The sequence below is a fragment of the Pedobacter mendelii genome, assembly GCF_014635725.1.
GTDB lineage: Bacteria > Bacteroidota > Bacteroidia > Sphingobacteriales > Sphingobacteriaceae > Pedobacter > Pedobacter mendelii.
Genome location: NZ_BMDJ01000012.1, coordinates 43,634 through 67,438, shown reverse-complemented (window position 1 = coordinate 67,438; position 23,805 = coordinate 43,634). Strand labels below are relative to the sequence as shown.

Here is a 23,805-nt window from a genome sequence, read left to right as displayed (position 1 = left end):
TATCAGGAATTTAGTTTAAAGTATCAAGACAAACCCGCTGCCTTTAACTATTACTTTAACCTTATAAACAAAAATAGAGCTAATTAATTATAACCGAAATGATGAGAGTCATAATTGCAGAAGTTTTACTTTTATCGATGTGGTTAATAATGCCAAATTAAGCCATTTCGTTAGTTAATTCGCCACGGATAGACTCTTCCATTAAAACTCGACTTTCAGTTACAGGTAAACCCAAGCCCATAACAAACATCAGCTTAGTAACGGTAGCCTCGAAGGTAAGATCATAACCACTTAAAATACCCATTTTTTGCAATTCACGACTGGTTTCATAACGACCTAACTGCACAGAACCCTTTTTGCACTGAGAAATATCAATGATGATTTTACCATTTAAAATGGCCTGGCGTAAACTATCTAAAAACCATTGAGCGGTTGTGGTATTGCCCGAACCAAAGGTTTCCAAAATAATTGCATCAACTTTAGAATCTGTAATGGCTTGAACAGCTTGAGGTGTAATTCCAGGATAAAGTTTTAAAACACCAATATTTGAATTGAAATTTGTTCTCAAAATCAATTCTTTTTCATGCGCTTCTAAGATATAGTTTTTGTAAAACTGGAGATGAACACCTGCTTCGGCTAAAATAGGATAATTTGGAGAGCGAAAGGCTTCAAATTTTTCGCTATTATATTTAATTGAACGGTTTCCTCTGAATAACTGCGAATCGAAATAAATACAAACTTCAGGAACCAAAGCTTTGCCATCTTCTTTAGTTGCAGCAATTTCAAGTGCAGTAATTAAATTTTCTTTAGCATCTGTTCTAATTTCGCCAATTGGCAACTGCGAACCCGTTAAGACAACAGGTTTACTTAAATTTTCTAGCATAAAACTTAAAGCAGAAGCCGTAAATGCCATAGTATCTGAACCATGAAGAATTACAAAGCCATCATACAAATCGTAATTTTTATAAACAAGCTCTGCCAATGTTTTCCAAATCTCAGGATCCATGTTTGATGAATCTAAAACTGGATTAAAGGAATGCACATCCAAATGATAATTTAAACGATTTAACTCAGGCACATTTTCTTTAATTTGCTCGAAATTAAAAGGAACCAGCATGCCATTATCAGGGTCGTTAATCATCCCGATTGTTCCACCGGTGTAAATTATAAGAATTTTATTCATTTGGTTTGGTAAAGTTGCTCACCGCAAAAGAACGTAAAAAGATTCTATTTTAAAGGTTGTTTTATTACGAAATAAAAAGAGTTAATAATTGGAAAAACTTAAACACCAAAAATTTTCTTTGAGTTTTCGGTGGTTATACTTGCAATCTCTTCCACAGAAACATCATAAATATCGGCTAGCTTTTGAGCGATATAAATCAAATAACTGCTTTCGTTAGGTTTACCTCTAAACGGAACTGGTGCTAAATAAGGAGAATCAGTTTCCAAAACTAAATTAGATAAAGAGATTTGACTTAAAACCACATCTAAACCAGCTTTTTTATATGTTACAACACCTCCAATTCCTAAATAGAAATTTAAATCAATGGCTTGTTTTGCCTGCGCTTCGTTCCCTGTAAAGCAATGAAAAATGCCTCTCAATTTTTCATCCCTTTCTTGTTCCAAAACTTCGAAAACTTCATCAAAAGCCTCACGACAGTGTATAACAATAGGCAAGCTTAATTCTTTTGCCCAATTTATCTGTTTACGAAAAGCCTCTTGCTGAATTGCCAAAGTTGTTTTATCCCAATATAAATCGATACCTATCTCGCCGATTGCACAAATCTTTCTGCCAGAAATACTTTTGTGAATGATGTCCAATTGATGCTGATAATCTTCTTTAACATCACAGGGATGCAACCCTGCCATAGCGAAACAATTATCAGGATATTTTGCCACTAAATCATTTATCATTGCAATTGAAGCCACATCTACGTTTGGCAAAAACAATCGATTAACATCATTTTCGAAGCAACGCTGAATCAATAGTTCTTGTTTTTCTGCATCCTGTTCGTAATATATATGGGTGTGGGTATCTGTAAAAATCATTTTACAAAGATAAACAAGAAAGGCTAAAGCCGAAAGCCTTGAAAATACAAAGCCTCGAAACTTAAAAATTTCGAGGCTTTCTAATTTATATAAGCTTTTTATTATTGAGCCGGAGTTGGCATCATTGGTTGAGCTGCAACAGGTGCTGCACTTCCTTTTTTAATTGATTTGATTTCGATATCAAAAACTAATGGAGTAAAAGGGTTTATCGGACCACCACCATTTTCTCCATAACCTAATTTAGAAGGAATGATGATTTTAACCTTACCACCAACACCAATTAATTGAACACCTTCAATGAAACCAGGAGCCAATTGATTTAAAACTAATGGACGAGCAGCATATTGAGCCATTGGAGAATGAATGCCGGCTTCTTTAGCAATTTTTTCGTTTGATGTATCGAAAACATTAATCGTTCCATTACCTTTTTTATTTGTAAACTGACCAGTATAATCAACCATTACTGTATCGGTTAAAGCAGCTCTTTCTGCATTTCCTGGTTTTTCAATAATATATTGTAAACCAGAAGCTGTAGATTTAACTTCTAACTTATTATCGTCAATATATTTTTTGATTTTAGCAGCTTCATTTGCTTTGTTTTTTGCAATTAAACCTTTGTATTCTGCTTCAAAGAATTCTCTTTTCTTTTTCTCAAAAGTAGAATCAGCTTCGTTAGCAACTTTATGCAATACTTTTTCGATTTTTACAGTGAAAGTTGCATAGTTGGTTTTTAAACCTGCAGGTTTTGGCTGACCAGAATATTTAGCCATTGAATCTAAATTCAATTTGAATGATGCGCTATCGCCTTCACCTAACATTTTCAACGCAGCAACTAAATCACCTTTAAACATCGATTTGCTAATCGGGAAAAAAGCAGGACGCTCGTTATCATAAGTATTTACCAATGTAGAATCTGCATTAGTGCTACCTTCAACAGTTTGAATACCGTTTAATTTAACAAAATCACCTTCTTTGATTTTTTCTTTTCCTTCATCTTTCAGGATTTTGTATTGCAAATCTCCTTCACCTTTTTTGTAATTGTTACAAGCAGCTAAGCCTAATGTTGCTGCAAACAGAATAATAATTCCTTTTTTCATTATTTATTTATTGATTTTTATCGGTTATGAAGCTTGCTTTGCAGGTTTCATTATTTATTTATACGATTAATTGACTTTTATATTCTGGTAAGATAGATTTAAACTCACTTATCACTTCAGTTAATGATTTGTCTGATGCGCCACCAGCTGCATTTCGATGTCCGCCACCACTAAAATATTTTTTACAAATTTCATTTGCCGGAAAATCGCCAGTAGAACGTAAAGAAAGCTTAACCTTATCTGTTCTTTCGATAATTAATGCCGCTAAACGGATTCCATTTATTGATAAAGCATAATTAACAACGCCTTCTGTATCTCCGGTAGTACTATGATATTTTGCAAGTTCTTCTTTAGTAACTGTAATAACTGCTGTATTAAATTCGTGTAAAACTTCCAGCTTGTTTGATAAACAGTAGCCAAGGAAACGCAAACGATCTTCACTTGCGTTATCATACACCAACTGATGAATTTTCCAGTGTTCGGCACCCAAATCAATCAAGTTTGCCGCAATACGATAAACATTTGACGTTGCTAAAGGAAAACGAAAAGATGCTGAATCTGTCATGATACCTGTATATAAACAAGTGGCAACATCTTTATTTATTCCTTTTCCATCTTCGAGTTGATTTACAATAAAATCGTAAACCAATTGAGCTGCAGCACATGCATTAATATCCCAATGTCTGTAATCATCAAAATCTTCAGGGTCAAGATGATGATCTATCATTATTTTTTTTGCATTTGCCGCTCTAACCAATTCACCCAATTCGTTAATACGACTTAAGGTATTGAAGTCACAACAAAATATTAATGAAGCCTCTTCAACTAATTTGGCTGCGTTCTCTTTCTCATCGGTAAAAATTAAAACATCACCATTATTTGGCATCCAATGCAGAAAACTTGGGTAATCGGTTGGGGTAATCACTTTAACATGATGTCCCTTTTGAACTAAATACCCATATAACCCTAAAGACGAACCCATCGCATCACCATCTGGTTTATGATGCGTGGTAATAACAATTTTTTGGGGTGTGACCAGTAAAGATTTTAATTCTGTTAATGTAAGCATATTTTTTTGCGCTGCAAAGCTAAGGAATTTTACTATTAGTTGCTCTTATTTAATGCTTTAATCGTAACAGGCTAAAACACGTAATTTTTATAAATAAAAAAGGTTAGCCTGCTTACAGACTAACCTCATTCCCATTTTTTTAAGAGTTACTAGAACTTATATGCCAAAGTGGTAACAAACTGGCGTGGAGGAATTGGGTTTACGCTATAGTTTTCGTGAACAAAATAGTTCAACTCATTTGTAATGTTAGATAGCTTTGCTAATAAAGATAACTTCTTCCAGGTATAACCAGCAGAAAAATCTACTGTTGTAAATGCAGTTAATGGAATAATACCTGTTGATGAATTGTTTTTAGTCGTATTTCTTCCACCATTTCTATCTCCTGTATAAAAAACCGAGGTGCCTAATTTTAATCCTTTAATGCTGCCATCCTGAAAAGTATAAAATAATGTACCATTTGCAGTATTTTTAGTTGTACCTACAACACGCTCTCCTTCTACAATTCCGGTAACTGCTAATGTAGATGTGTAACGCATATAGTTATAAGAATATCCAGCTATAAAATTTAAACCAGGTACAATAGCACCTGATAAGTCAATTTCTAGTCCATCACTGGCAGTTGCTCCAGAAAATTCCCGCTTTGTTGGATCTGCCAAAGCAGTTTGAGCAAACTTATCATTTTTAATTTTATATACCGTTAAGTTTGCTGTTAGCTTACCTTTTATGAAATCATTTTTAACACCAGCTTCGTATTGGTCGATTATAGATGGACCCATTGGGCCATTTGTTGCTATATCAATGCCTGAGTTGGATGTAAAATTATTAGAATAACTTGCATAAATTGAGGTTGTAGGAATTGGTTGATAAATCAAACCAAATTTTGGTGAAAACGCTTTATCTATTTTATCTACAGCTGTACCTTTAGTTTCTATGCCACTGGCAACAGTATTAATAGTTGTTGTTGGTGTTTTCTGGAAAGACCATCGAACGCCTGCTAATACTTTAAATTGTTCTGTTATGGATACTAAATCCTGTATAAAACCGCCCATCCTAAATACTGTTGCATCTGTATTTGTAAGTAAGGTGGTTATTGGCATGTTAAAATTACTTGGTTTATTAAATGATGATGGGTCTAATAAGTTTACGCTGTCGTAATATGTAGGTGTTGTTGTTGGTAAAACGTTTGTTGATGCAAATCCACCAGTTTTAGTTTTAGCCTGATCTGCATCTGCGCCAACCAATAAAGTATGTTTAATGCCTACTGTGTTAAAATTACCAGTTAAATTAAGCTGTTGGTTAAAAGTAAACTCCTCGATATCAGAACGCGTTAATGCCCTATTCCATATACCAGCTGGATTAGCTGCAGGTCGCTCTGCTGAAAAATAATCTCTATTATAAGATTGCACAGCAGCAATTACATTCAATTTCCAGTCATCATTAAACTTATGGTTTAAAACGGCTTGAGCTGTCGATGTATTTGTTTTATTATAGGCCCAGTTTGTATTTACAAAAACATTTCTGCCAAGTGGTGATAGTTTATTACCAACGGTACCGATACCAAAATCCGGAGTAAAGTCGCTTTTTAAATAATCTCCCTGAAGAATGATTTCAGTATTATCATTTATTTTATAAAGCAAAGATGGATTTATATAAAATCTTTTCGACTCAACATTATCTCTGTAACTTCCAGCTGATTCATAAGTGCCAATTACTCTGAAAGCAAGTTTTTTAGAAATCGGTCCGTAAAAATCTACAATAGGCTTATACAAATCGTAACTACCAACACGCATTGATACCTCGCCACCGTATTCGAATTTTGGCTTTTTAGTAACCATGTTAACAACCGCACCGCCGCTAACACCTCCATACAATAATGCAGCACTACCTTTTAAAACTTCAACAGATTCTAATGTACTTGCTTCCGGGCTTCCGCCGATAGTTGTTCTTGCACCATTTTTAAATACATTATTTGCACCTAAACTGTAACCTCTGGCGAAAAAGTTTTCACCTACAGAACCTCTGTTTGCTCCCAAAGCAACACCATTTATGTTTTTCATTACATCTCCTAAAGTATTTGCTTGCTGATCTCTGATTACCTGCGCTCCAACAATCTGAACTGATTGTGGCAGGTCTTTAGGTGCGATTGCTATCTTTCCTAAATTAACCGGTTTCTTATTTGGCGTTTTGTAGCCATTAACTGAAACCTCATCTAGTTGAGATGCAGACTCAGCAATTGAAAATGTTACTGCAGTTGTTTCACCTTCTGCAACAGAGATTTGTTTTTCTTGTACTTTAATGCCAACTGCCGAGATTTTAATGATGTAATTCCCTGCTGTTACATTTTTAACAATGAAATTACCCAACTCATCTGTTTGCGTTGTTTTATTTGAATTTTTTAAACCAACACTAACATAAGTTGCTGGTTTACCATCGCTGGTTTTTACTTGGCCATTTATACTGCCTGTTTTTGTTTGGGCATTCAGATTTATGGAGAAAAACAGTGATAAAGCAATAAGATTCAAAAGTATAATAAATTTTTTAGTCATAATTATTTGGATTGATTCTAAACAGCCGCAAAGATACAGTCAGAATTTAAAATACAAAATTTATTTAGACTTAATTTAAATAATAATTTAATCTTGCCTTAAAGCATATTAAATTGGGTTTATTTTTGAATTATTATATAATTTGGTTAAGAATCGCTAATTATTATTTTGCAAATATTAAGTTCAATGCGTAATTAACTACCCTGTTTAAAGAATTAATAATCATTTCTCTTTCATTAATTAAAACGTACTTTTGCACAAAAATTTGATATTAAAGCACAATGAGCACTAACAGAACTTTTACCATGATTAAGCCAGATGCAGTTGCAAATGGCCACATCGGATCAATCTTAAATGATATCACCAATGCAGGATTCAAAATCATAGCATTAAAATATACTAAGCTAACTGAAGAAACTGCTGGTCAGTTTTACGCAGTACACGCTGAACGTCCTTTCTATAAAGATTTAGTTGGCTTTATGTCTTCAGGACCAATTGTTGCAGCTATTTTAGAAAAAGATAATGCGATTGAAGATTTCAGAAAGTTAATTGGTGCAACTAATCCTGCTGAAGCGGCAGAAGGTACAATCCGTCAGAAATATGCTAAATCTATCGATGCCAATGCAGTTCACGGTTCAGATTCTGATGAGAATGCAGAAATTGAGGGTAACTTCTTCTTCAAAGCAGATGAGCGTTTCTAAATCTTAATGACAACATTTTTTATTAAAACCTCGAATTTTCGGGGTTTTATTGTTTTATAAGTTTTGTATCTTTCGCTCCTTATTAATAACCATATCTTAAAAATTTAAAAACAATCAAAATTAAATAAATGAAAAAAGTTTTCTTAACAATATTTATTTCAGGTATCGCTATTGCATCTTTTGCACAAACTAAAAAACCTATCGCTAAAAAAACTGTTGCACCAACTAAAAAAGCAGTAGCGCCGGTTAATTTAAAATCTGCACTAGATTCTGTAAGCTACGCTTTTGGCTCATCAATTGGTTCAAGCTTAAAAACAACAGGCTTATCAACAATGAACTACGAAGTTTTATTAAAAGGCTTGAAAGATGCTTTTACAGGAAACAAATTAATTTTAGATCAACAACAGGCTCAGCAATGCATTAGCGAAGCTTTATCAGGTGCCAACAAAAGTAAGTTTACAGGTAATATTACTGAAGGAAAAACATTTTTAGAGCAGAATAAAAAACGAGCGGGTGTAAAAACAACCGAAAGTGGTTTACAGTATGAAGTTTTAACTCAGGGAAACGGCGCTAAACCAACTGCAGTTACAGATTCAGTTTTAGTGCATTACAAAGGAACTTTATTGAGTGGTAAACAGTTCGATAGTTCTTACGACCGTGGCGAACCTATTACCTTAACCTTAAACCAGGTAATAAAAGGATGGACTGAAGGGTTACAATTGATGAATACAGGTTCTAAATATAAATTATTTGTTCCATACAATTTAGCTTATGGCGAACGTGGTTACGGCCCTGATATTCCACCATACAGCACTTTAATTTTTGATATAGAATTATTAAAAATTAATGGTAAATAACAACATCGTAAAACATTATTTCGCTTTTTGATGTTAGGTAAAACAAAAATTAACATCATGAGAAGAACTTTCCCCTTAGTACTAATTGCATTTTTATGCAGTACCCTTAGCAGTTGTGAACTTATAGGAGGTATATTTAAAGCTGGCGTTTGGACAGGCGTAATTGTTATAGTTGTTGTTGTAGCGCTGCTAATATGGATTTTAGCCAAAGTATTTGGTGGCGGGAGCAAGGGATAAATTATTTTATTCTACAAATTAATATCAGGTTGAAGAACAAAATCTTCAACCTTTTTTTATGCTATAAAAAAATCATTTCGGTAATTACCTGGCTACCTGCGTGAGCGTTCAGTTTTTGTATAATTCCCTCCCTAACCATTACTAATTCATTTTTTATAACGGATGATTCTATCCTGATAAATAGTTTTTTATCGTGAATGTAAATTTGTTTGGTTCTATTGGCAATCGCTGTACCCATTATTTCTGGCCAAATTGCCAATATAGCGGTTTCGTCGAATTTACGGCGCAACCGATACACATCAAGCATTTTACTTATGGCATCTTTAAGGGTAACATCATTAGGTTTACGCATATTGTATTCGTCCGCTATCTACTTCAAATAAAGTTACGTCAACTTCTATATTTTTAAAAATCGATTTTACTCTTTCTATTCCGGTATCTGTTATAAATATTTGCCCAAAATCGTGGTGCGACACCATTTGCATTAACTTTTGCACCCGATTATCATCCAGTTTATCAAAAATATCATCTAGCAGGAGCAAAGGCTTAAAGCCCTTATTTTTTGCAAGATACGCGTATTGTGCAAGTTTAAGAGCAATTAAAAAAGACTTTTGCTGACCTTGAGACCCAAATTTTTTCAAGGGCATTTTGCTTATCACAAATGCAAGTTCATCTTTATGTATTCCAGCTGTTGTTCGTTCTAAAATCCTGTCTTTTTCAACAGATTTTTGAAGCAAATCTTCAAATGGTATTTCACTCAACTGAGATTGATAGTTCAGTTCAACTGTTTCCCCATTGTCGGTAATGTAGCTATAATATTGGTTGAATAATGGAATAAACTCATCCATAAATGCCTTGCGAATGGTAAATATTTTATTACCAGAAGCAATTAGCTGCTCATCCAAAATTTGAAGCAGCGTTGCATCATATCTTCTAGTTATTGCAATTTGCTTTAAAAAAGCATTTCTATTAGCCAAAATACGGTTATAAACAATCAGCTGATCTAAGTAATGAGCATCTGTTTGAGAGATAACATTATCAATAAATTTCCTTCGTTCTTCACTTCCTTCCATAATCAGATTTACATCATAAGGCGAAACCATAACAACAGGAAATAAGCCAATATGATCAGCAAGTTTATCGTATTCTTTTTTATTTCTTTTAAACTGCTTTTTCTGATTTCGCTTTACACCACAGCTAATTTTTTCGTTTTTTAAATTCCGTTCAAAATCACCCTGAATCATAAAAACATCTTCACTGGTTTTAATCTGCTGACTATCTATTGGATTGAAATAACTTTTGCAAAGGCACAAATAGTGGATTGCATCGAGCATATTTGTTTTTCCTGATCCGTTATTACCGGTAAAAACATTTACAGTTTCAGAAAAACTGATTCCGGCATCGCTATAGTTTTTGAAATTAAGAAGAGTAATGTTTTTTAACCACATAAATATTGCGCAATTTACCGATTTTTTACCCTTCAAATGTTCAATGTTAAAAATAAAGCTTACATTCATCTCAAGGAAAATTATATGGTTGCTCAAAAAATGTTAGAAGGAAATGTCCTTTGGTCTTACGATCATGAACTTACAGAAGGAAAAAATTCTGGTTGGATAAAAAAAATAGCAGGTCTGTTTTCATTTTTAAAGCCTCTCCATAATCATGAGGGCAATATTTTGTTGGCTTCAAATGGTATATTTATTACTGGCGATGAACAATTAGAACTTCCTTTATCGCATATTGAAGAAGTATATATGGGCTTTGATGATTTATTTCCAGCCTCTTCGATAAAAAATTTCGGTGCATTTTGGCAGCCTATCAGGATTAAATCAGTTATCAGCCATTCTGAAAGCCAAACCGTTTATCTGGTAATTAACTATACTGGTATTTTTAGTGATAACAAAACCTGGTTTAATACCTTAATTAGTTTACTTCGATAGGCAAAAGTTAACATCCTAACTTTCATGCCGCTAATTATCTACAGTTTAATTAAATACTTAAAAATAAAGATTGATACTTTGATTGAAAAACGTATTTTTGCAATCTTAAATTTTTTAAACAAACATGTCTACAACAGATAACCAGACAACTCAACCTATAAGAAAAGGTTCTTTTTTACAGGAAAACAATAAAAGCTTGCTATTTATAGCAGGTGCAGTAATCGTTTTAATCGGCGTGTACTTTTGGTACCAAAATGTTTACTTAAAAGATCGTGCTCAGGAAGCTGCAAGCAAAATGTTTAAAGCAGAGCAATTAATCGGTGTAGATTCTCTATCCAACAGAGCAATTAAAGGCGAAGGTGGATACCCTGGTTTAGAGCAGATTGCCAAAGATTATGATAATACCAAATCAGCAAATTTAGCTAATCTTTATTTAGGTGGTATTTACTTACGTAAAGGCGAATATAAACAAGCTATTGACGCTTTAAGCAAATATAGTGCTACGGGTAGTCCGGTTGCAGATCCTTTGGCTTTAGGTTTATTGGGTGATGCTTATAGCGAATTGAAAGATTACAAACAAGCCTCTACTTATTACAAGAAAGCTGCAGATAAAGCAAGCAAGTTTACTTCACCTATGTTTTTGAAGAAACTAGGCTTGGTAAACGAAAACCTAAAAGATTTTAAAGGTGCAGTTGATGCTTACACTAAAATTAAAACTCAATATCCTGAAAGCCAAGAGGCACAATTAGCTGATGCTTATATTGCAAGAGCACAGGAACAAGTTAAATAATCATTAACTAACTATATCATAAAAAGATCATCGAGAGATGGTCTTTTTTTGTTTATAATCATCACCTTGAAATGAATACTTTATGAATTAAAATTACTTATTAAAAGCTGTCATAGTGTGCGCCGGACCAACCGTAACAAAACTTTTTACAAGCTCAACACTTTTATCGATTAAAACAGGAAGCTCTAATTGCTCTTTCTTATCGAATAAACCTAAAACAAAATCAACTTGCCTCCCTTTTGGGTAATCACTGCCTATACCAAAACGCAAACGAGCATAGTTTTGTCCGCCACAAACTTCTTCAATGCTTTTTAAACCGTTATGGCCTGCGCTACTACCTTGCAATTTTAAGCGAAGTTTGCCTAATGGAAGTGCTAAATCGTCTACGATGACCAAAACGTTTTCGGATGCAATTTTTAACTCTTTCATCCAGTAGTTAACAGCTTTACCGCTAAGGTTCATGAAAGTAGTTGGTTTAATTACATGAAGTTTTTTTCCTTTAAAACTTACTTCAGAATAATAGGCCAACCGGATATTTTCGAAACTTCCATTTAAATTTTTAACCAATTCATCAGCTATATCAAAACCAATATTATGCCTTGTGTGTGCATAATCAGGCCCGATATTCCCTAAGCCAACTATAAGATATTTCATGGGTGTAAAGATAAAAGCTTAAAGCGGAAAGAAAAAAGATAAATGTAGAAAGGTTGAGGCTGAGATTAAGGTTGAGGTTGAGGTTAAGCTCGAGGTTGATTATGAGATTTGGTATGATAGCTAGGTTTAGGATAGATTGAGAGATTAGGAAATGAGATTTCTTCATTTTACACCATCATCTTAAAAAGCCTGTAATCCTTAAATCTTAGAATAAAAAAAAGCGGTGCAAATATTTGCACCGCTCAATCCTGTAAATCAAGGAAATCTAAAAATTCTGATTATTTTTTACCTTTAGCAGCTTCAGTTTCTGCTTGTTTTAATGCTCTACTCATACCTACTGATACGATTGTATCTTCAGGAGTATTAGTAATAGCAAATTTGTCTGCTTTAATATCACGAACGCGAACTAAACCGCCAACTTCTAATTTTTCAATGCTTACTTCTACCGATTGAGGCATAGCAGCAGGCAAAGCTTTAACACGAAGTTTACGTAATTTTTGAACCATTTTACCACCCATTTTAACACCTGGAGAAGTTCCTGTTAATTTAACAGGGATTTCCATAACGATTTCTTTTTCATCAAATAATTGAAGAAAATCGATGTGCATTAAAATGTCAGTTAATGGATGAAATTGAGTGTCTTTAACGATAGCTTTAGTTTTAGCACCGTTTACATTTATTTCTACGAAGTTTGCTTCTGCAGTATAAATAACATCTTTTAAATCGGCAATAACCACAGCTAAATGATGTTGTTCTTTGCCACCGTACAATACCGCAGGAACTTTACCTTCGTAACGAAGTTCCTTGGCATCGCGTTTCCCTACGTTCTCTCTTGGAGAACCGCTAATTGCGATTGTTTTCATTTTTATATTTATTTATTAGTAACAAGTATTTAGTATCAAGAATCAAGACCTTTTGCCTTAAACCATCTACCTTACACTTTAAATTTATTTATTAGTAACAAGTATTTAGTATCAAGAATCAAGACCTTTTGCCTTAAACCATCTACCTTATACCTTAAATTTATTTATTAGTACAAGTATTTAGTATCAAGAATCAAGACCTTTCGACTTAAACCATCTACCTTATACCTTATTAATAACAAGTATTTAGTATCAAGAATCAAGACCTTTTGCCTTAAACCATCTACCTTATACCTTAAATTTATTTATTAATAACAAGTATTTAGTATTAAGAATCAAGACCTTTTGCTTTAAATCCTATTAACTTCAATCTTAATTTAAACTTTAAATAGGTCGCTGATTGAGCCATGTTCATTTACATTAGCAATGGCTCTTGCAAACAAACTTGCTGTACTCAGCTGCCTAATTTTCGGACTTTCCATTTTCAAAGGAATAGTATCCGTAACGATTAATTCAGATAAAACAGAATTCTCAACTGTTTCTATTGCTTTACCTGATAAAACTGCGTGTGTACAAACTGCTCTTACGCTTGCTGCGCCGTTCTCCATAATCAAAGCCGCTGCTTTTGATAAGGTTCCTGCTGTATCGCAAATATCGTCAATTAGCACAACATCCTGACCGGTTACATCACCAATAATCGACATTGATTCGATTTCGTTAGCACGTTTACGGCGTTTATCGCAAATAATAACTTCTGCATTAAAAAATTTAGCAAAGGTACGAGCCCTGTAAGAACCACCCATATCAGGCGATGCTATTGTTAAATTTTTTAAGCCTAAACTTTTAATATAAGGAACAAATATTACCGATCCATCTAAGTGATCTACCGGAATATCAAAAAATCCCTGTATCTGTGCTGCATGCAAATCCATCGTCATAATACGGTGAATACCTGCAGACTTTAATAAATTAGCTACCAACTTAGCACCTATCGCTACACGCGGCTTATCTTTTCTATCCTGACGGGCTAAGCCATAATAAGGAACTACTGCAGTAATATAATGTGCAGATGCTCTTTTTGCAGCATCAACCATTAGCAAAAGTTCCATTAAATTATCGCTGGGCTGATAAGTAGACTGGATTAAAAAAACATCGCATCCACGGATAGATTCATCAAATGAGGGCTGAAACTCACCATCACTAAATTTGTGAATGGTTACATCACCTAATGCTTTACCGTAACTTTCGGCAATTTTAAGTGATAATCCTCTGGAACCTGTTCCAGAAAATAGCTTTACCTGATTAAACTGCAATGGCATGATCCGTGTGTAGTTTACATTTAAAAAAAAATCGGATCATGCATTTTTAAAATACACAATCCGATGCTAAATTTTGTTGTCCGACCTGGATTCGAACCAAGACAAACAGTACCAAAAACTGTCGTACTACCCTTATACTATCGGACAAACTACTTATCGAGGATATATCCCCGAAAGGGAATGCAAATGTAGGCAGCATATTTTAAATATGCAAGAGCGATTTTAAAAAAAATTAAAATTTCTTTCTCTTTAAAAAGATCGAAAAAAGTTTGCGTATACATGCAACGTTTAGCTTTAAAATACGACTTTATAGGTTAAAACCTATAACCCTTTTAATATCAATTACTAAACTAACTATGACCTATTCAAAAATCAACAACTTAACCGGTTGGCTGTGTTTTTTAATTGCAGCCGTAACCTATATTTTAACATTAGATCAATCTGCAAGTTTTTGGGATTGCGGTGAATTTATAGCTTCTGCTTTCCGTTTGGAAGTTGTTCATCAACCCGGAGCACCATTGGTTTCAATGATTCAACGGGTATTTTCTTCTTTTGCATTCGGCGATAAAACCAAAGTTGCATATTTCATGAATATTGCTTCTGCCCTGGCAAGTGCAGCTACAATTTTGTTTTTATTTTGGACCATCACAGCACTGGCAAAAAGAGCAATTATAAAGAAGAATGAAGAAATTACTTATGCGAAAAACATTACCATAATCGGCGCAGGCCTTGTTGGTGCTTTAGCATATGCATTTTCTGATAGTTTTTGGTTTTCGGCGGTAGAGGCCGAGGTTTACGCCATGTCATCTTTATGCACAGCAATTGCCTTGTGGGGCATTTTAAAATGGGAAGCCCAGGCTGATGAGCCAAGGGCTGACCGATGGCTTGCTTTTGTAGCATATATTATTGGCTTATCAATCGGGGTACATTTACTAAACCTCTTGGTTATTCCTGCCGTTGTTTTTGTCTATTACTTCCGCAAAACGCCAGAACCAACCAATAAAGGGATTATAAAAACTTTTTTTATTTCTATACTGATTTTAGCATTTGTTCAATTTTGCATTATTCAATATATGGTATCAACCGCAGCATGGTTCGATTATTTCTTTGTAAATACTTTAGGTTTTGGCTTTGGAACCGGTGTTTTATTCTTTACTGTTACACTAATTAGTGGCTTAACCTGGGCAATAAGATATTCTATCCTTCAGAAGAAGCAAACCTTAAATCTTGCTTTAGTTTCTACCATGCTAATTATGTTCGGCTACGGTTCTTTTTCGATGCTGATCATCAGAGCAAAGGCAAAACCCAATTTAAATAATACAAACCCCGAAAATGCCTTTACGTTTTTAAATTATGTTAACAGGGCGCAATATGGTGAAAGGCCATTGCTTTATGGGCAAAACTATAATGCTGATAAAATAGATATCAAGCAAACAGGAAATCTTTACAGAAAGGGCGATGTAAAATATGAATCAGCTGGTACTAAATCGGATTATATATACGACAAGAAAACGCTTTTACCGAGAATGTACAGCGATAAACCCGAGCATATTAAGTTTTATAAAGATTGGATGGGTTTTGATGACAGCCACAAGCCAACTTTGCTCGATAATATAAAATACATGTTTTCCTACCAGGCAGGGCATATGTACATGAGGTATTTTATGTGGAATTTTGTGGGTAGGCAAAATAATCAGGATGGACAATTAGGCGAAAACGGCGGCGGCTGGTTAAGCGGCATAAAGCCAATAGATGCTATCCGCCTCGGCGATCAGAAAAACCTACCTCCTTCGATAGTAGATAATAAAGCTTATAATCGCTTTTTCTTCTTACCTCTAATTTTGGGTTTAATTGGTGCGGTTTGGCATTTCAAAAGAAGTAAAAACCAAGCCGCAGTTATCGCTTTACTTTTCTTTTTTACAGGCGTTGCGATTGTACTCTACTTAAATTCAGTACCGATAGAGCCGCGTGAAAGAGATTATGCATACGTTGGTTCCTTTTATGCTTTTGCCATCTGGATAGGATTAAGTGTAATTGGTTTGAAAGAATGGGTATTTAAAAAATTTACGCCGGCTAAGTCAGCAATTTTCGCATCCTCAATTGCCTTATTTGCAGCTCCAATATTAATGGCTAGCCAGGGATGGGATGATCATAACCGCTCAGAAAGTCATTTAGCGAGAGATATTTCTGTTAACTACCTAAAATCTTGTGCGCCCAATGCAATTCTATTTACCTACGGCGATAATGATACTTTTCCGGTTTGGTATGCTCAGGAAGTGGAAAATATTCGTCCCGATGTAAGGGTTGTAAATTTAAGTTTATTTACGGCCGATTGGTATATCGATGGTATGAGAAGGAAACAAAATCAATCACCTCCGCTTCCAATTTCCATGAAACCAGCCCAATATGCCGAAGGCACAAGAGATGTAATGTATTACCAAGATTTTAAAATTGCCCAAAGCATTGAGCTAAAACAAATTATGGAGGTATTGCTATCTGATAATGATGAAGATAAAATTACACTACAAGATGGTTCAAAATCTAATATCCTGCCAACAAAAAATTTTAAACTAAGCATTAACTCCAAGGAAGTAATTGATACAGGAACAGTTCCTATTGAAGATGCCGGAAAAATTGCGAATAGCATGGAATGGACTTATAATTCAGATTATGTTAGTAAAGGCACTTTGGCTTTGCTTGATATTTTAACCCATAACAATTGGAAGAGACCAATATATTTTTCAGGTGCGATGCCTGATGAGCAATATGTGGGTTTAGATAAATATTTATATACTGAAGGCTTAACATTAAGGCTACTTCCTTTAAAACCCGATACCGCTAAAACTGAAATGTATGAAAGAGTTAATGTTAAACCTTTTTATAATAATATGATGAATACGTTTAAATGGGGTAACATTAAATATGCAAATCATTTAGATAGGCAATCGGCTGATGATATAACTATGTTCTCGAATATGTTTAATGGTTTAATAGGCGGATTGATTAGTGAGGGAAAAATTACAGAAAGTAAGGCTGTGGTTAACAAATACTACCAGGTTATGCCGCTTAAATTTTATAGTATGCGCCAAGTCATGAGTTCATTTTACTTTACTGAAAATCTTTATCGTTTAAATGATCTAAACAGGGCAAATGCTTTTATAAATAAATCAGCTGATTACATGAATAAAGAGTTAACACACTTAGCAGATGTTTCTGAAAGCAAAAACAGCCTTTCATCAGAAAGAGAAGTTCAGGTTTACATGACATATCTTGGCCAAATGGTTAAACTAACACAAGCACATAAACAGTATGATTTAAGCAATAAGCTTGAAAAACAATACAATCAGTTCGTAAACAGATTCACACCCTTTTTTGGGAGTTAAGTTTATAATGCATTCCTAATCAAAACCCGTAAAGTGCACTTATCGCATCACTTTACGGGTTTTAAAGCATATTAACAATTTAATCTGGCATTTTTTAAATACCACTAGAATACCTTAAACCGTTAAAATTGTAAAAACAATGGGATATTTTCCTGATTTATCGACTATATTAATTAATTTCGGCAGCATTTTTAAGCGCAATAACATTTAATTATCATTATCAAAAACCAATGAATTATTCAAAAGTTAATAATATAACAGGCTGGATCTGCTTTTTAATTGCCACAATAACTTACGTTTTAACCTTAGAACCTTCGGTTAGTTTTTGGGATTGTGGTGAATTTATCGCTTCGGCACTTAAAATGCAAGTCGTTCACCAACCAGGTGCACCTTTATTTTTAATGCTGCAAAGATTTTTTTCTGTATTTGCATTTGGAGATGTAACCAAAGTTGCCTATTGGATGAACATCGGTTCTGCATTATCAAGCGCAGCGACGATTCTATTTTTATTCTGGACAATCACAGCTTTAGCTAAAAAAACACTAGTAAAAGCTGGCGAAACGTTAACTAACGGCCAATTAATAAGCATAATGGGTGCTGGAGCTGTTGGTGCACTGGCTTATGCATTTTCGGATAGCTTCTGGTTTTCAGCTGTAGAATCTGAGGTTTATGCACAATCATCATTATTTACCGCAATTGTTTTTTGGGGAATTTTAAAATGGGAAGCACAAGCTGATGAACCAAGAGCCGATAGATGGTTATTGTTCATTGCCTATATAATGGGCTTATCTATCGGTATTCACCTTTTAAACTTATTAACCATTCCTGCAATTGCATTTATATACTATTTCAGAAAAACAGGAAAGGCAACAACTTCAGGTATATTTAAAACACTTTTAGTTGGTATACTAATACTTGGGGTTATCCAGTACGGGATTATCCAGTATTTAGTTTCATTCGGCGCATACTTCGATTTATTCTTTGTTAATACTTTAGGTTTAGGCTTCGGAACGGGCGTTTTATTCTTCGCAATTTTAATTATAGGTGCCTTTGTTTGGGCAATCCGTTATTCAATAAAACACCAAAAGAAATTATTAAACTTAGGTTTAATATCTACTGTATTAATCATTTTTGGTTATGCATCATTTGCTATGATAATTATCAGGGCGAAGGCAGATCCGAACCTAAATAACAGCGCACCTAAAGATGCTTTTTCATTTTTAAGCTACCTTAACCGTGAGCAATATGGCGACAGACCATTATTATTCGGCCCGAATTATAACTCAGAAAGAACAGGTGTTACTGAAGGAAAAACAATCTGGAGAAAAGGTGATAAGAAGTATGAAATTGCAGGTAAAAAAAATGATTACGAATATGCTGATAACACATTTTTACCACGTATGTACAGTGATGATCAGAAACATGCCGATTTTTATAAAGAATGGATGCATCTTGATGACAGTAAAAAACCCAACACGGTAGATAACGTCGGCTTCTTATTCAGTTATCAAATTGGTTATATGTACATGCGTTATTTCGGATGGAATTTTGTGGGTCGCCAAAATGATGAGCAGGGACAAGGCAGCGGATTTGAAGGTACATCACTTAGTGGTATTAAACCTATTGATGCCATCTGGCATGGTGATCAAAGTCATTTGCCACCATCAACTGTTGACAATAAAGCATACAACAGATTTTTCTTCTTACCATTAATTATTGGTTTATTGGGTGCAATATGGCACTTTGGCCGTAACCAGAAAGATGCTGGTGTTGTTGGCCTATTATTCTTTTTTACTGGTATCGCAATTGTTTTATACCTAAATCAGAAACCACTTGAGCCACGCGAGCGCGATTACGCCTATGTGGGTTCCTTTTACGCATTCTCCATTTGGATAGGACTCGGGGTTTTAGCCATAAAGGAATGGCTATTTAAAAAACTCACACCAGTTACAGGTGCGGTTGCGGCAACAGTGATTGGTTTATTTGCAGCGCCGGTTATTATGGCTCAACAGGGATGGGATGATCACGATCGTTCAACGAAATTAGTTGCTCATGATATTGCACTGGATTACCTCCAGTCTTGCGCACCTAATGCTATCTTATTTACGTATGGAGATAACGATACTTATCCACTTTGGTACATTCAGGAAGTAGAAAAAGTTCGTCCGGATGTTCGTATTGTAAACTTAAGTTTATTTGATACGGATTGGTATATCAACGGAATGAAGCAGAAACAAAATGATTCAGAACCATTACCAATTTCGATGAAAGAGTCGCAGTTTGTACAGGGCGAACGTGATGTAATGCCTTATGATGATTACAAAATTGCAGGCAACGTTGAGCTTAAGAATGTTGTTGATTTATTACTATCTGATAATGCAGATGATAAAGTAGCCATGCAAGATGGTACAAAATCAAATTTCTTACCAACTAAAAACTTTAAGTTAACCATTAATCCTCAGGAGGTTATTAGCACAGGAACTGTTGCTGCCGCTGATGCAGCTAAGATAACACCTGAAATGGAATGGAAGTTTAACAAAGGCTATGTAACTAAAGGAACGTTAGCCATGTTGGATATTCTAGCGCATAACAACTGGAAGCGTCCTATTTATTTTGCTTCTACAGTTCCCTCAGAGCAATATAATGGTTTAGATAAGTATTTATACAATGAAGGATTAGCATTACGTTTATTACCTCTGAAAGCGGATACAACTGCTTCTGAAGAAAGGGAAGAGCTTTTAAATACACCTGTTTTGTATAAAAACATAATGGATAAATTTAAATGGGGCAACATCAAAACGGCAAAATACTTAGATCCGCAATCCTCCGATGATACTTTTATATTTACCAATATATTAAGCAGTCTTACAGGCAGTTTAATTAAGGAAGGTAAAATTGAGGAAGCTAAAAAAGTTGCCGATAAATATTTTGAAGTTATGCCGGATAGATTCTTCGGTATTCGTACCGTAGTTGTTAAATATTACATGGCAGAAAACTTATACAAACTTGGAGAAACCGCCAGAGCTAATGATATCTTAACAAAATCTGGAGATTACATACAGAAAGAGCTTACTTACCTCGGTGATATTTCTGCATCGAAGGGGAGTTTAACTGGTACTCAAAACGTACAAACAGGCTTATACTATTTAGACAGAATGATAAAAACAGCTAAGTCTATGGGACAAACAAAAGTTAGCGCTCAACTTGAAAAACAATTCTCAGGATTGGAATCAAGATTTTCAGGTTACTTTGGGCAGCAACCAACGCCATAAATAAAACAAATTTCTTAAAAAAGCAGTTGCATTAATTTGTAGCTGCTTTTTTCTGCCCAAAAACTTTCAAAGTCTAAAAGGCCAGAGCGAAGGAAGACTTCGCAAGTTTATTTTACACCCTAAGCAGGATGTCCTCGATAGAATGGCGAAGTTGTGGCCAGCACACAATCATATCTAAACTTAGTAAGCCTTCTGCGCCCTCATCTAAAGTTTCGAAAGTCGAGGCAAAAAAAATCCCGTTTGAGTTAACAAACAGGATTTCAAATATTTTAGATATATAATTATTCGTTAACAACACCCATTGCACAGAATTTTTCAATTCGCTGTTCAATCATCTTATCTGTTTTCAATTTACCTAATGATGCTAAATCTTTGATAATATAATCTTTTAATGTCTGACCCATTAGTTCAGGATTTTGATGAGCACCACCTAATGGTTCTGGTATAATTCCATCAATTAATTTATTCCCAAACATATCATCAGAAGTTAATTTTAAGCATTCTGCGGCCTTCTCTTTAAAGTCCCAGCTTCTCCATAAAATTGATGAACAAGATTCGGGAGAGATAACTGAATACCATGTATGTTCTAACATATAAACTTTATCGCCAATACCAATACCTAAAGCGCCACCTGAAGCACCCTCACCTACTACAATGCATATAATTGGCACCCGAAGAATTGACATTTCCAGTAAATTTCTGGCAATTGCCTCTCCTTGACCACGCTCTTCTGCTTCCAAACCTGGGTAAGCACCCATTGTATCAATAAATGAAACTACAGGTTTATTAAATTTTTCGGCCAAACGCATCAATCGTAAAGCCTTACGGTAACCTTCAGGGTTTGCCATACCAAAATTGCGAAATTGACGCTCTTTCGTATTTTTTCCTTTTTGATGACCGATAACCATTACCGTTTGGCCATTAATGGTTGCGAAACCACCAATAATCGCTTTATCATCGTTAACCGTTCTATCACCATGTAACTCAATAAAATCATCGCAAATCATACTTATATAATCAAGTGTTTGCGGTCTGTCTGGATGACGGCTCATTTGAACCTTATTCCAGCCCGTTAAGTTTTTATATAAGTTATTTGTGGTTTCATTTAATTTACCATCTAGTTCATCTAGCGTGGCAGACATATCTACCTTAGTTTTTTCGGCAACTTGTTTAACCTTTTCTATCTGCTGAACTAAATCTGCAATAGGTTTTTCAAAATCGAATGATGTTTTTATTTGCTGCATAATTGGGTTACAAAAATAAGTATTTATTTTTAGTTTGCGGTTAACAGTTTTTAGTTAAAAATCCTATCCAATTTATCATGAAAAGTATAATGCTAAATACTTTTTAAGCCGAATAATTAAAAAGGCCAACAAAAAATTTTCAGCATTAATTTAATTTTAAATGCCAGTAATATCAAAAAATAAAGTTTAGAACTTAGCTGCTTCGCCATTTTTAGGCAATGCTTTTTTAATAAATTCTCTGATGTGATTATTTGCCGTTTTTAAATCATCCTTACGTAAATACATCATATGCCCACTTCTATAGCCTTCCCAGGTCATCCTGTCCTGAAGTTTTCCTGCTGCATCTAATTGCCACATGCTGTATTTTGCATTGAAATAGTCGCATGCACCATCATAGTAACCAGATTGAACTAGTAAATGCAAATAAGGATTTTGCGCCATTGCCTGCCTTAAATTATCGCCTGTTTTATCGCCAGAGTTATCCCAAGGGTAAACAGAACCGAACATATTGTATTTTAAATCAGTTTTATAATTCAGTTCATTTCTGATGTACATATTAATTGCCGGGGTAAACGAGTGCAACCATGAAGTTAATTCAGCATTATAATCTGGTGTTTCGCCTGCACCCATTTTATCGATTCCTTTATAGCGTGAATCTAAGCGACCAACTGTAAAACCTTTATCTCTTAATAATTCTTTCCAGAAAAAATCTGTTGGAACATTTAAGTTATAATCTAAAAATACTTTCTCTGAGATGCCTGAATAGCGAGCCATTTTAGTAGCAATTGCTTTTTTCTTTTCGGCGCTTAACATGCCACCCTGAGCAATGGCTGGGATAACCTCATTTATAGTAAAACTTTCTACTTCGGGTAATATTGCCGTTAAATCTTTCGATTGTAAATCTGCCGGCAAAGTTTTATGGTACCAAGCTGTAGCCGCAAAATAAGGTAACCGCAAAGCAGCATCCACCGGACCACTTCTTTCTATTCCAAGCTCTGTTGGAGAAACTAAAACAACACCATTTAAATACATCCACTGGCTGTTCTGCAGTTCTAATGCCAGGCCCGAAACACGTGTTGTTCCATAACTTTCACCGATTAAGAATTTAGGCGATGCCCAGCGATTATTTCTGGTAACGAAGGTATTAATCCATTCGGCTAAATATTTAATATCGGCCTTTACCCCGAAGAATTTATTTGTTGGGATATCTTTACTAACTGGTCTAGAATAACCTGTATTAACCGGATCGATGTAAACGATATCAGCAACATCTAAAATTGAATATGGATTTTCTTTATATCCATACGGCTGAACCGGGTAACCTTCATCATCAATATTTAAAATTACAGGACCTGTGTAAGCAATATGCATCCAAACAGAAGCAGAACCCGGACCACCATTAAACGAAATTACTAACGGTCTTTTATCTCGATTTTGGATATCACTTCTTTCGTAGTACGTATAAAACAGACCTGCAATTGGTTTTCCATCTTCATCCCAAACGGGTAAAGTGCCTGTAGTTGCTTTATAGGGAACGACTTTACCATTAATGGTAACATTGTGGTTGGTAATAACCGAACTTTCTACCTTAATTGTGCGCTCATTTCCAGCTGGTTTAGGTTCTTCTTTAATGGTTACCTGAGATGTTGTAGTTGTTTCTTTAACTGGTGTTTTTCTTGGGGTTTGTTGTGCAAAAGTAACGGCCCCCATAAAAAATAAGGCGCTGAATAAAAGTTTAAATTTCATGTAATTTATTTTGGATTATAAATATCAAACTAAAGGTT

At 34.7% G+C, this 23,805-nt stretch carries 19 protein-coding genes; 7 read left to right on the top strand and 12 right to left on the bottom strand.

Annotated features, from left to right (window positions below; genetic code table 11):
* Positions 1 to 157 precede the first annotated feature (157 nt).
* From IEV50_RS17475 to IEV50_RS17455, 5 genes are all read right to left on the bottom strand, one after another.
* On the bottom strand, positions 158 to 1,183 hold the full coding sequence (locus tag IEV50_RS17475) for an asparaginase (RefSeq protein WP_188416830.1): 1,026 nt from the start codon (positions 1,181 to 1,183) through the stop codon (positions 158 to 160).
* 98 nt (positions 1,184 to 1,281) lie between these two features.
* Positions 1,282 to 2,049 carry a TatD family hydrolase gene (locus tag IEV50_RS17470; protein ID WP_188416828.1) on the bottom strand — a complete coding sequence of 256 codons (768 nt, stop codon included), beginning with the start codon at positions 2,047 to 2,049 and terminating at the stop codon, positions 1,282 to 1,284.
* Positions 2,050 to 2,150: 101 nt separating this feature from the next.
* Positions 2,151 to 3,146, bottom strand: coding sequence for an FKBP-type peptidyl-prolyl cis-trans isomerase (locus IEV50_RS17465; protein ID WP_188416825.1), 996 nt, complete (start codon positions 3,144 to 3,146; stop codon positions 2,151 to 2,153).
* Between the two features lie 58 nt (positions 3,147 to 3,204).
* Positions 3,205 to 4,215, bottom strand: coding sequence for a DHH family phosphoesterase (locus IEV50_RS17460; RefSeq protein ID WP_188416823.1), 1,011 nt, complete (start codon positions 4,213 to 4,215; stop codon positions 3,205 to 3,207).
* Between the two features lie 149 nt (positions 4,216 to 4,364).
* Positions 4,365 to 6,761 (bottom strand): TonB-dependent receptor, encoded by a 2,397-nt coding sequence (locus IEV50_RS17455; RefSeq protein WP_188416821.1) that lies wholly within the window; start codon positions 6,759 to 6,761, stop codon positions 4,365 to 4,367.
* 281 nt (positions 6,762 to 7,042) lie between these two features.
* Between IEV50_RS17455 and IEV50_RS17450 the strand changes: the two genes are divergently transcribed.
* The 3 genes from IEV50_RS17450 to IEV50_RS17440 all read left to right on the top strand — a co-directional run bounded on the left by IEV50_RS17450 (position 7,043) and on the right by IEV50_RS17440 (position 8,556).
* The gene (locus IEV50_RS17450; protein ID WP_188416819.1) at positions 7,043 to 7,462 is read left to right on the top strand and encodes a nucleoside-diphosphate kinase; all 420 of its coding nucleotides are present in this window, start codon (positions 7,043 to 7,045) and stop codon (positions 7,460 to 7,462) included.
* Positions 7,463 to 7,590: 128 nt separating this feature from the next.
* Positions 7,591 to 8,319: a BamJ family beta-barrel-assembly machinery protein gene (gene bamJ / locus IEV50_RS17445; RefSeq protein ID WP_188416817.1), complete on the top strand. Its 729-nt coding sequence runs from the start codon at positions 7,591 to 7,593 to the stop codon at positions 8,317 to 8,319.
* A 57-nt stretch (positions 8,320 to 8,376) separates the two neighbouring features.
* Positions 8,377 to 8,556 carry a hypothetical protein gene (locus IEV50_RS17440; RefSeq protein WP_188416816.1) on the top strand — a complete coding sequence of 60 codons (180 nt, stop codon included), beginning with the start codon at positions 8,377 to 8,379 and terminating at the stop codon, positions 8,554 to 8,556.
* 61 nt (positions 8,557 to 8,617) lie between these two features.
* Here IEV50_RS17440 and IEV50_RS17435 read toward each other — a convergent pair whose 3' ends face one another.
* Entirely contained in the window at positions 8,618 to 8,908 is a 291-nt protein-coding gene (locus tag IEV50_RS17435; RefSeq protein ID WP_188416814.1) for a DciA family protein, read from the bottom strand.
* Positions 8,901 to 10,004 carry a DNA replication/repair protein RecF gene (gene recF, locus IEV50_RS17430; RefSeq protein WP_188416812.1) on the bottom strand — a complete coding sequence of 368 codons (1,104 nt, stop codon included), beginning with the start codon at positions 10,002 to 10,004 and terminating at the stop codon, positions 8,901 to 8,903. The genes IEV50_RS17435 and recF overlap by 8 nt, the downstream gene beginning before the upstream one ends.
* A 99-nt stretch (positions 10,005 to 10,103) precedes the next feature.
* On the opposite strand from recF, the gene IEV50_RS17425 reads away from it, so the two are divergent.
* Positions 10,104 to 10,496, top strand: a complete 393-nt coding sequence (locus IEV50_RS17425) for a hypothetical protein (RefSeq protein WP_188416810.1) — start codon at positions 10,104 to 10,106, stop codon at positions 10,494 to 10,496.
* 124 nt (positions 10,497 to 10,620) lie between these two features.
* The gene (locus tag IEV50_RS17420) at positions 10,621 to 11,286 is read left to right on the top strand and encodes a tetratricopeptide repeat protein (protein WP_188416808.1); all 666 of its coding nucleotides are present in this window, start codon (positions 10,621 to 10,623) and stop codon (positions 11,284 to 11,286) included.
* Positions 11,287 to 11,379: 93 nt separating this feature from the next.
* On the opposite strand, the gene pth is transcribed toward IEV50_RS17420, so the two are convergent.
* The 3 genes from pth to IEV50_RS17405 form a co-directional block, all read right to left on the bottom strand.
* The gene (gene pth / locus IEV50_RS17415; RefSeq protein WP_188416806.1) at positions 11,380 to 11,940 is read right to left on the bottom strand and encodes an aminoacyl-tRNA hydrolase; all 561 of its coding nucleotides are present in this window, start codon (positions 11,938 to 11,940) and stop codon (positions 11,380 to 11,382) included.
* 278 nt (positions 11,941 to 12,218) lie between these two features.
* Positions 12,219 to 12,803: a 50S ribosomal protein L25/general stress protein Ctc gene (locus IEV50_RS17410; protein WP_188416804.1), complete on the bottom strand. Its 585-nt coding sequence runs from the start codon at positions 12,801 to 12,803 to the stop codon at positions 12,219 to 12,221.
* A gap of 377 nt (positions 12,804 to 13,180) precedes the next feature.
* Positions 13,181 to 14,122 carry a ribose-phosphate pyrophosphokinase gene (locus IEV50_RS17405; RefSeq protein ID WP_188416802.1) on the bottom strand — a complete coding sequence of 314 codons (942 nt, stop codon included), beginning with the start codon at positions 14,120 to 14,122 and terminating at the stop codon, positions 13,181 to 13,183.
* 356 nt (positions 14,123 to 14,478) lie between these two features.
* Between IEV50_RS17405 and IEV50_RS17400 the strand changes: the two genes are divergently transcribed.
* Together IEV50_RS17400 and IEV50_RS17395 are read left to right on the top strand one after the other, a co-directional pair.
* A complete protein-coding gene (locus tag IEV50_RS17400; RefSeq protein ID WP_188416800.1) occupies positions 14,479 to 17,505 on the top strand; it encodes a glycosyltransferase family 117 protein in 3,027 nt (1,008 codons plus the stop codon).
* A 230-nt stretch (positions 17,506 to 17,735) separates the two neighbouring features.
* A complete protein-coding gene (locus IEV50_RS17395) occupies positions 17,736 to 20,777 on the top strand; it encodes a glycosyltransferase family 117 protein (RefSeq protein WP_188416798.1) in 3,042 nt (1,013 codons plus the stop codon).
* Positions 20,778 to 21,058: 281 nt separating this feature from the next.
* Here the strand turns inward: IEV50_RS17395 and IEV50_RS17390 are convergent, their stop codons facing one another.
* Together IEV50_RS17390 and IEV50_RS17385 are read right to left on the bottom strand one after the other, a co-directional pair.
* Positions 21,059 to 22,021: an acetyl-CoA carboxylase carboxyltransferase subunit alpha gene (locus tag IEV50_RS17390; protein ID WP_188416796.1), complete on the bottom strand. Its 963-nt coding sequence runs from the start codon at positions 22,019 to 22,021 to the stop codon at positions 21,059 to 21,061.
* 186 nt (positions 22,022 to 22,207) lie between these two features.
* Positions 22,208 to 23,767, bottom strand: a complete 1,560-nt coding sequence (locus IEV50_RS17385; RefSeq protein ID WP_188416793.1) for a S10 family peptidase — start codon at positions 23,765 to 23,767, stop codon at positions 22,208 to 22,210.
* Positions 23,768 to 23,805: the final 38 nt, after the last annotated feature.

Bases quoted from the DNA above. Each gene is read 5' to 3' on its own strand.
- IEV50_RS17475 (WP_188416830.1), bottom strand. From the start codon at position 1,183: ATGAATAAAATTCTTATAATTTACACCGGTGGAACAATCGGGATGATT.
- IEV50_RS17470 (WP_188416828.1), bottom strand. From the start codon at position 2,049: ATGATTTTTACAGATACCCACACCCATATATATTACGAACAGGATGCA.
- IEV50_RS17465 (WP_188416825.1), bottom strand. From the start codon at position 3,146: ATGAAAAAAGGAATTATTATTCTGTTTGCAGCAACATTAGGCTTAGCT.
- IEV50_RS17460 (WP_188416823.1), bottom strand. From the start codon at position 4,215: ATGCTTACATTAACAGAATTAAAATCTTTACTGGTCACACCCCAAAAA.
- IEV50_RS17455 (WP_188416821.1), bottom strand. From the start codon at position 6,761: ATGACTAAAAAATTTATTATACTTTTGAATCTTATTGCTTTATCACTG.
- IEV50_RS17450 (WP_188416819.1), top strand. From the start codon at position 7,043: ATGAGCACTAACAGAACTTTTACCATGATTAAGCCAGATGCAGTTGCA.
- bamJ (WP_188416817.1), top strand. From the start codon at position 7,591: ATGAAAAAAGTTTTCTTAACAATATTTATTTCAGGTATCGCTATTGCA.
- IEV50_RS17440 (WP_188416816.1), top strand. From the start codon at position 8,377: ATGAGAAGAACTTTCCCCTTAGTACTAATTGCATTTTTATGCAGTACC.
- IEV50_RS17435 (WP_188416814.1), bottom strand. From the start codon at position 8,908: ATGCGTAAACCTAATGATGTTACCCTTAAAGATGCCATAAGTAAAATG.
- recF (WP_188416812.1), bottom strand. From the start codon at position 10,004: ATGTGGTTAAAAAACATTACTCTTCTTAATTTCAAAAACTATAGCGAT.
- IEV50_RS17425 (WP_188416810.1), top strand. From the start codon at position 10,104: ATGTTAGAAGGAAATGTCCTTTGGTCTTACGATCATGAACTTACAGAA.
- IEV50_RS17420 (WP_188416808.1), top strand. From the start codon at position 10,621: ATGTCTACAACAGATAACCAGACAACTCAACCTATAAGAAAAGGTTCT.
- pth (WP_188416806.1), bottom strand. From the start codon at position 11,940: ATGAAATATCTTATAGTTGGCTTAGGGAATATCGGGCCTGATTATGCA.
- IEV50_RS17410 (WP_188416804.1), bottom strand. From the start codon at position 12,803: ATGAAAACAATCGCAATTAGCGGTTCTCCAAGAGAGAACGTAGGGAAA.
- IEV50_RS17405 (WP_188416802.1), bottom strand. From the start codon at position 14,122: ATGCCATTGCAGTTTAATCAGGTAAAGCTATTTTCTGGAACAGGTTCC.
- IEV50_RS17400 (WP_188416800.1), top strand. From the start codon at position 14,479: ATGACCTATTCAAAAATCAACAACTTAACCGGTTGGCTGTGTTTTTTA.
- IEV50_RS17395 (WP_188416798.1), top strand. From the start codon at position 17,736: ATGAATTATTCAAAAGTTAATAATATAACAGGCTGGATCTGCTTTTTA.
- IEV50_RS17390 (WP_188416796.1), bottom strand. From the start codon at position 22,021: ATGCAGCAAATAAAAACATCATTCGATTTTGAAAAACCTATTGCAGAT.
- IEV50_RS17385 (WP_188416793.1), bottom strand. From the start codon at position 23,767: ATGAAATTTAAACTTTTATTCAGCGCCTTATTTTTTATGGGGGCCGTT.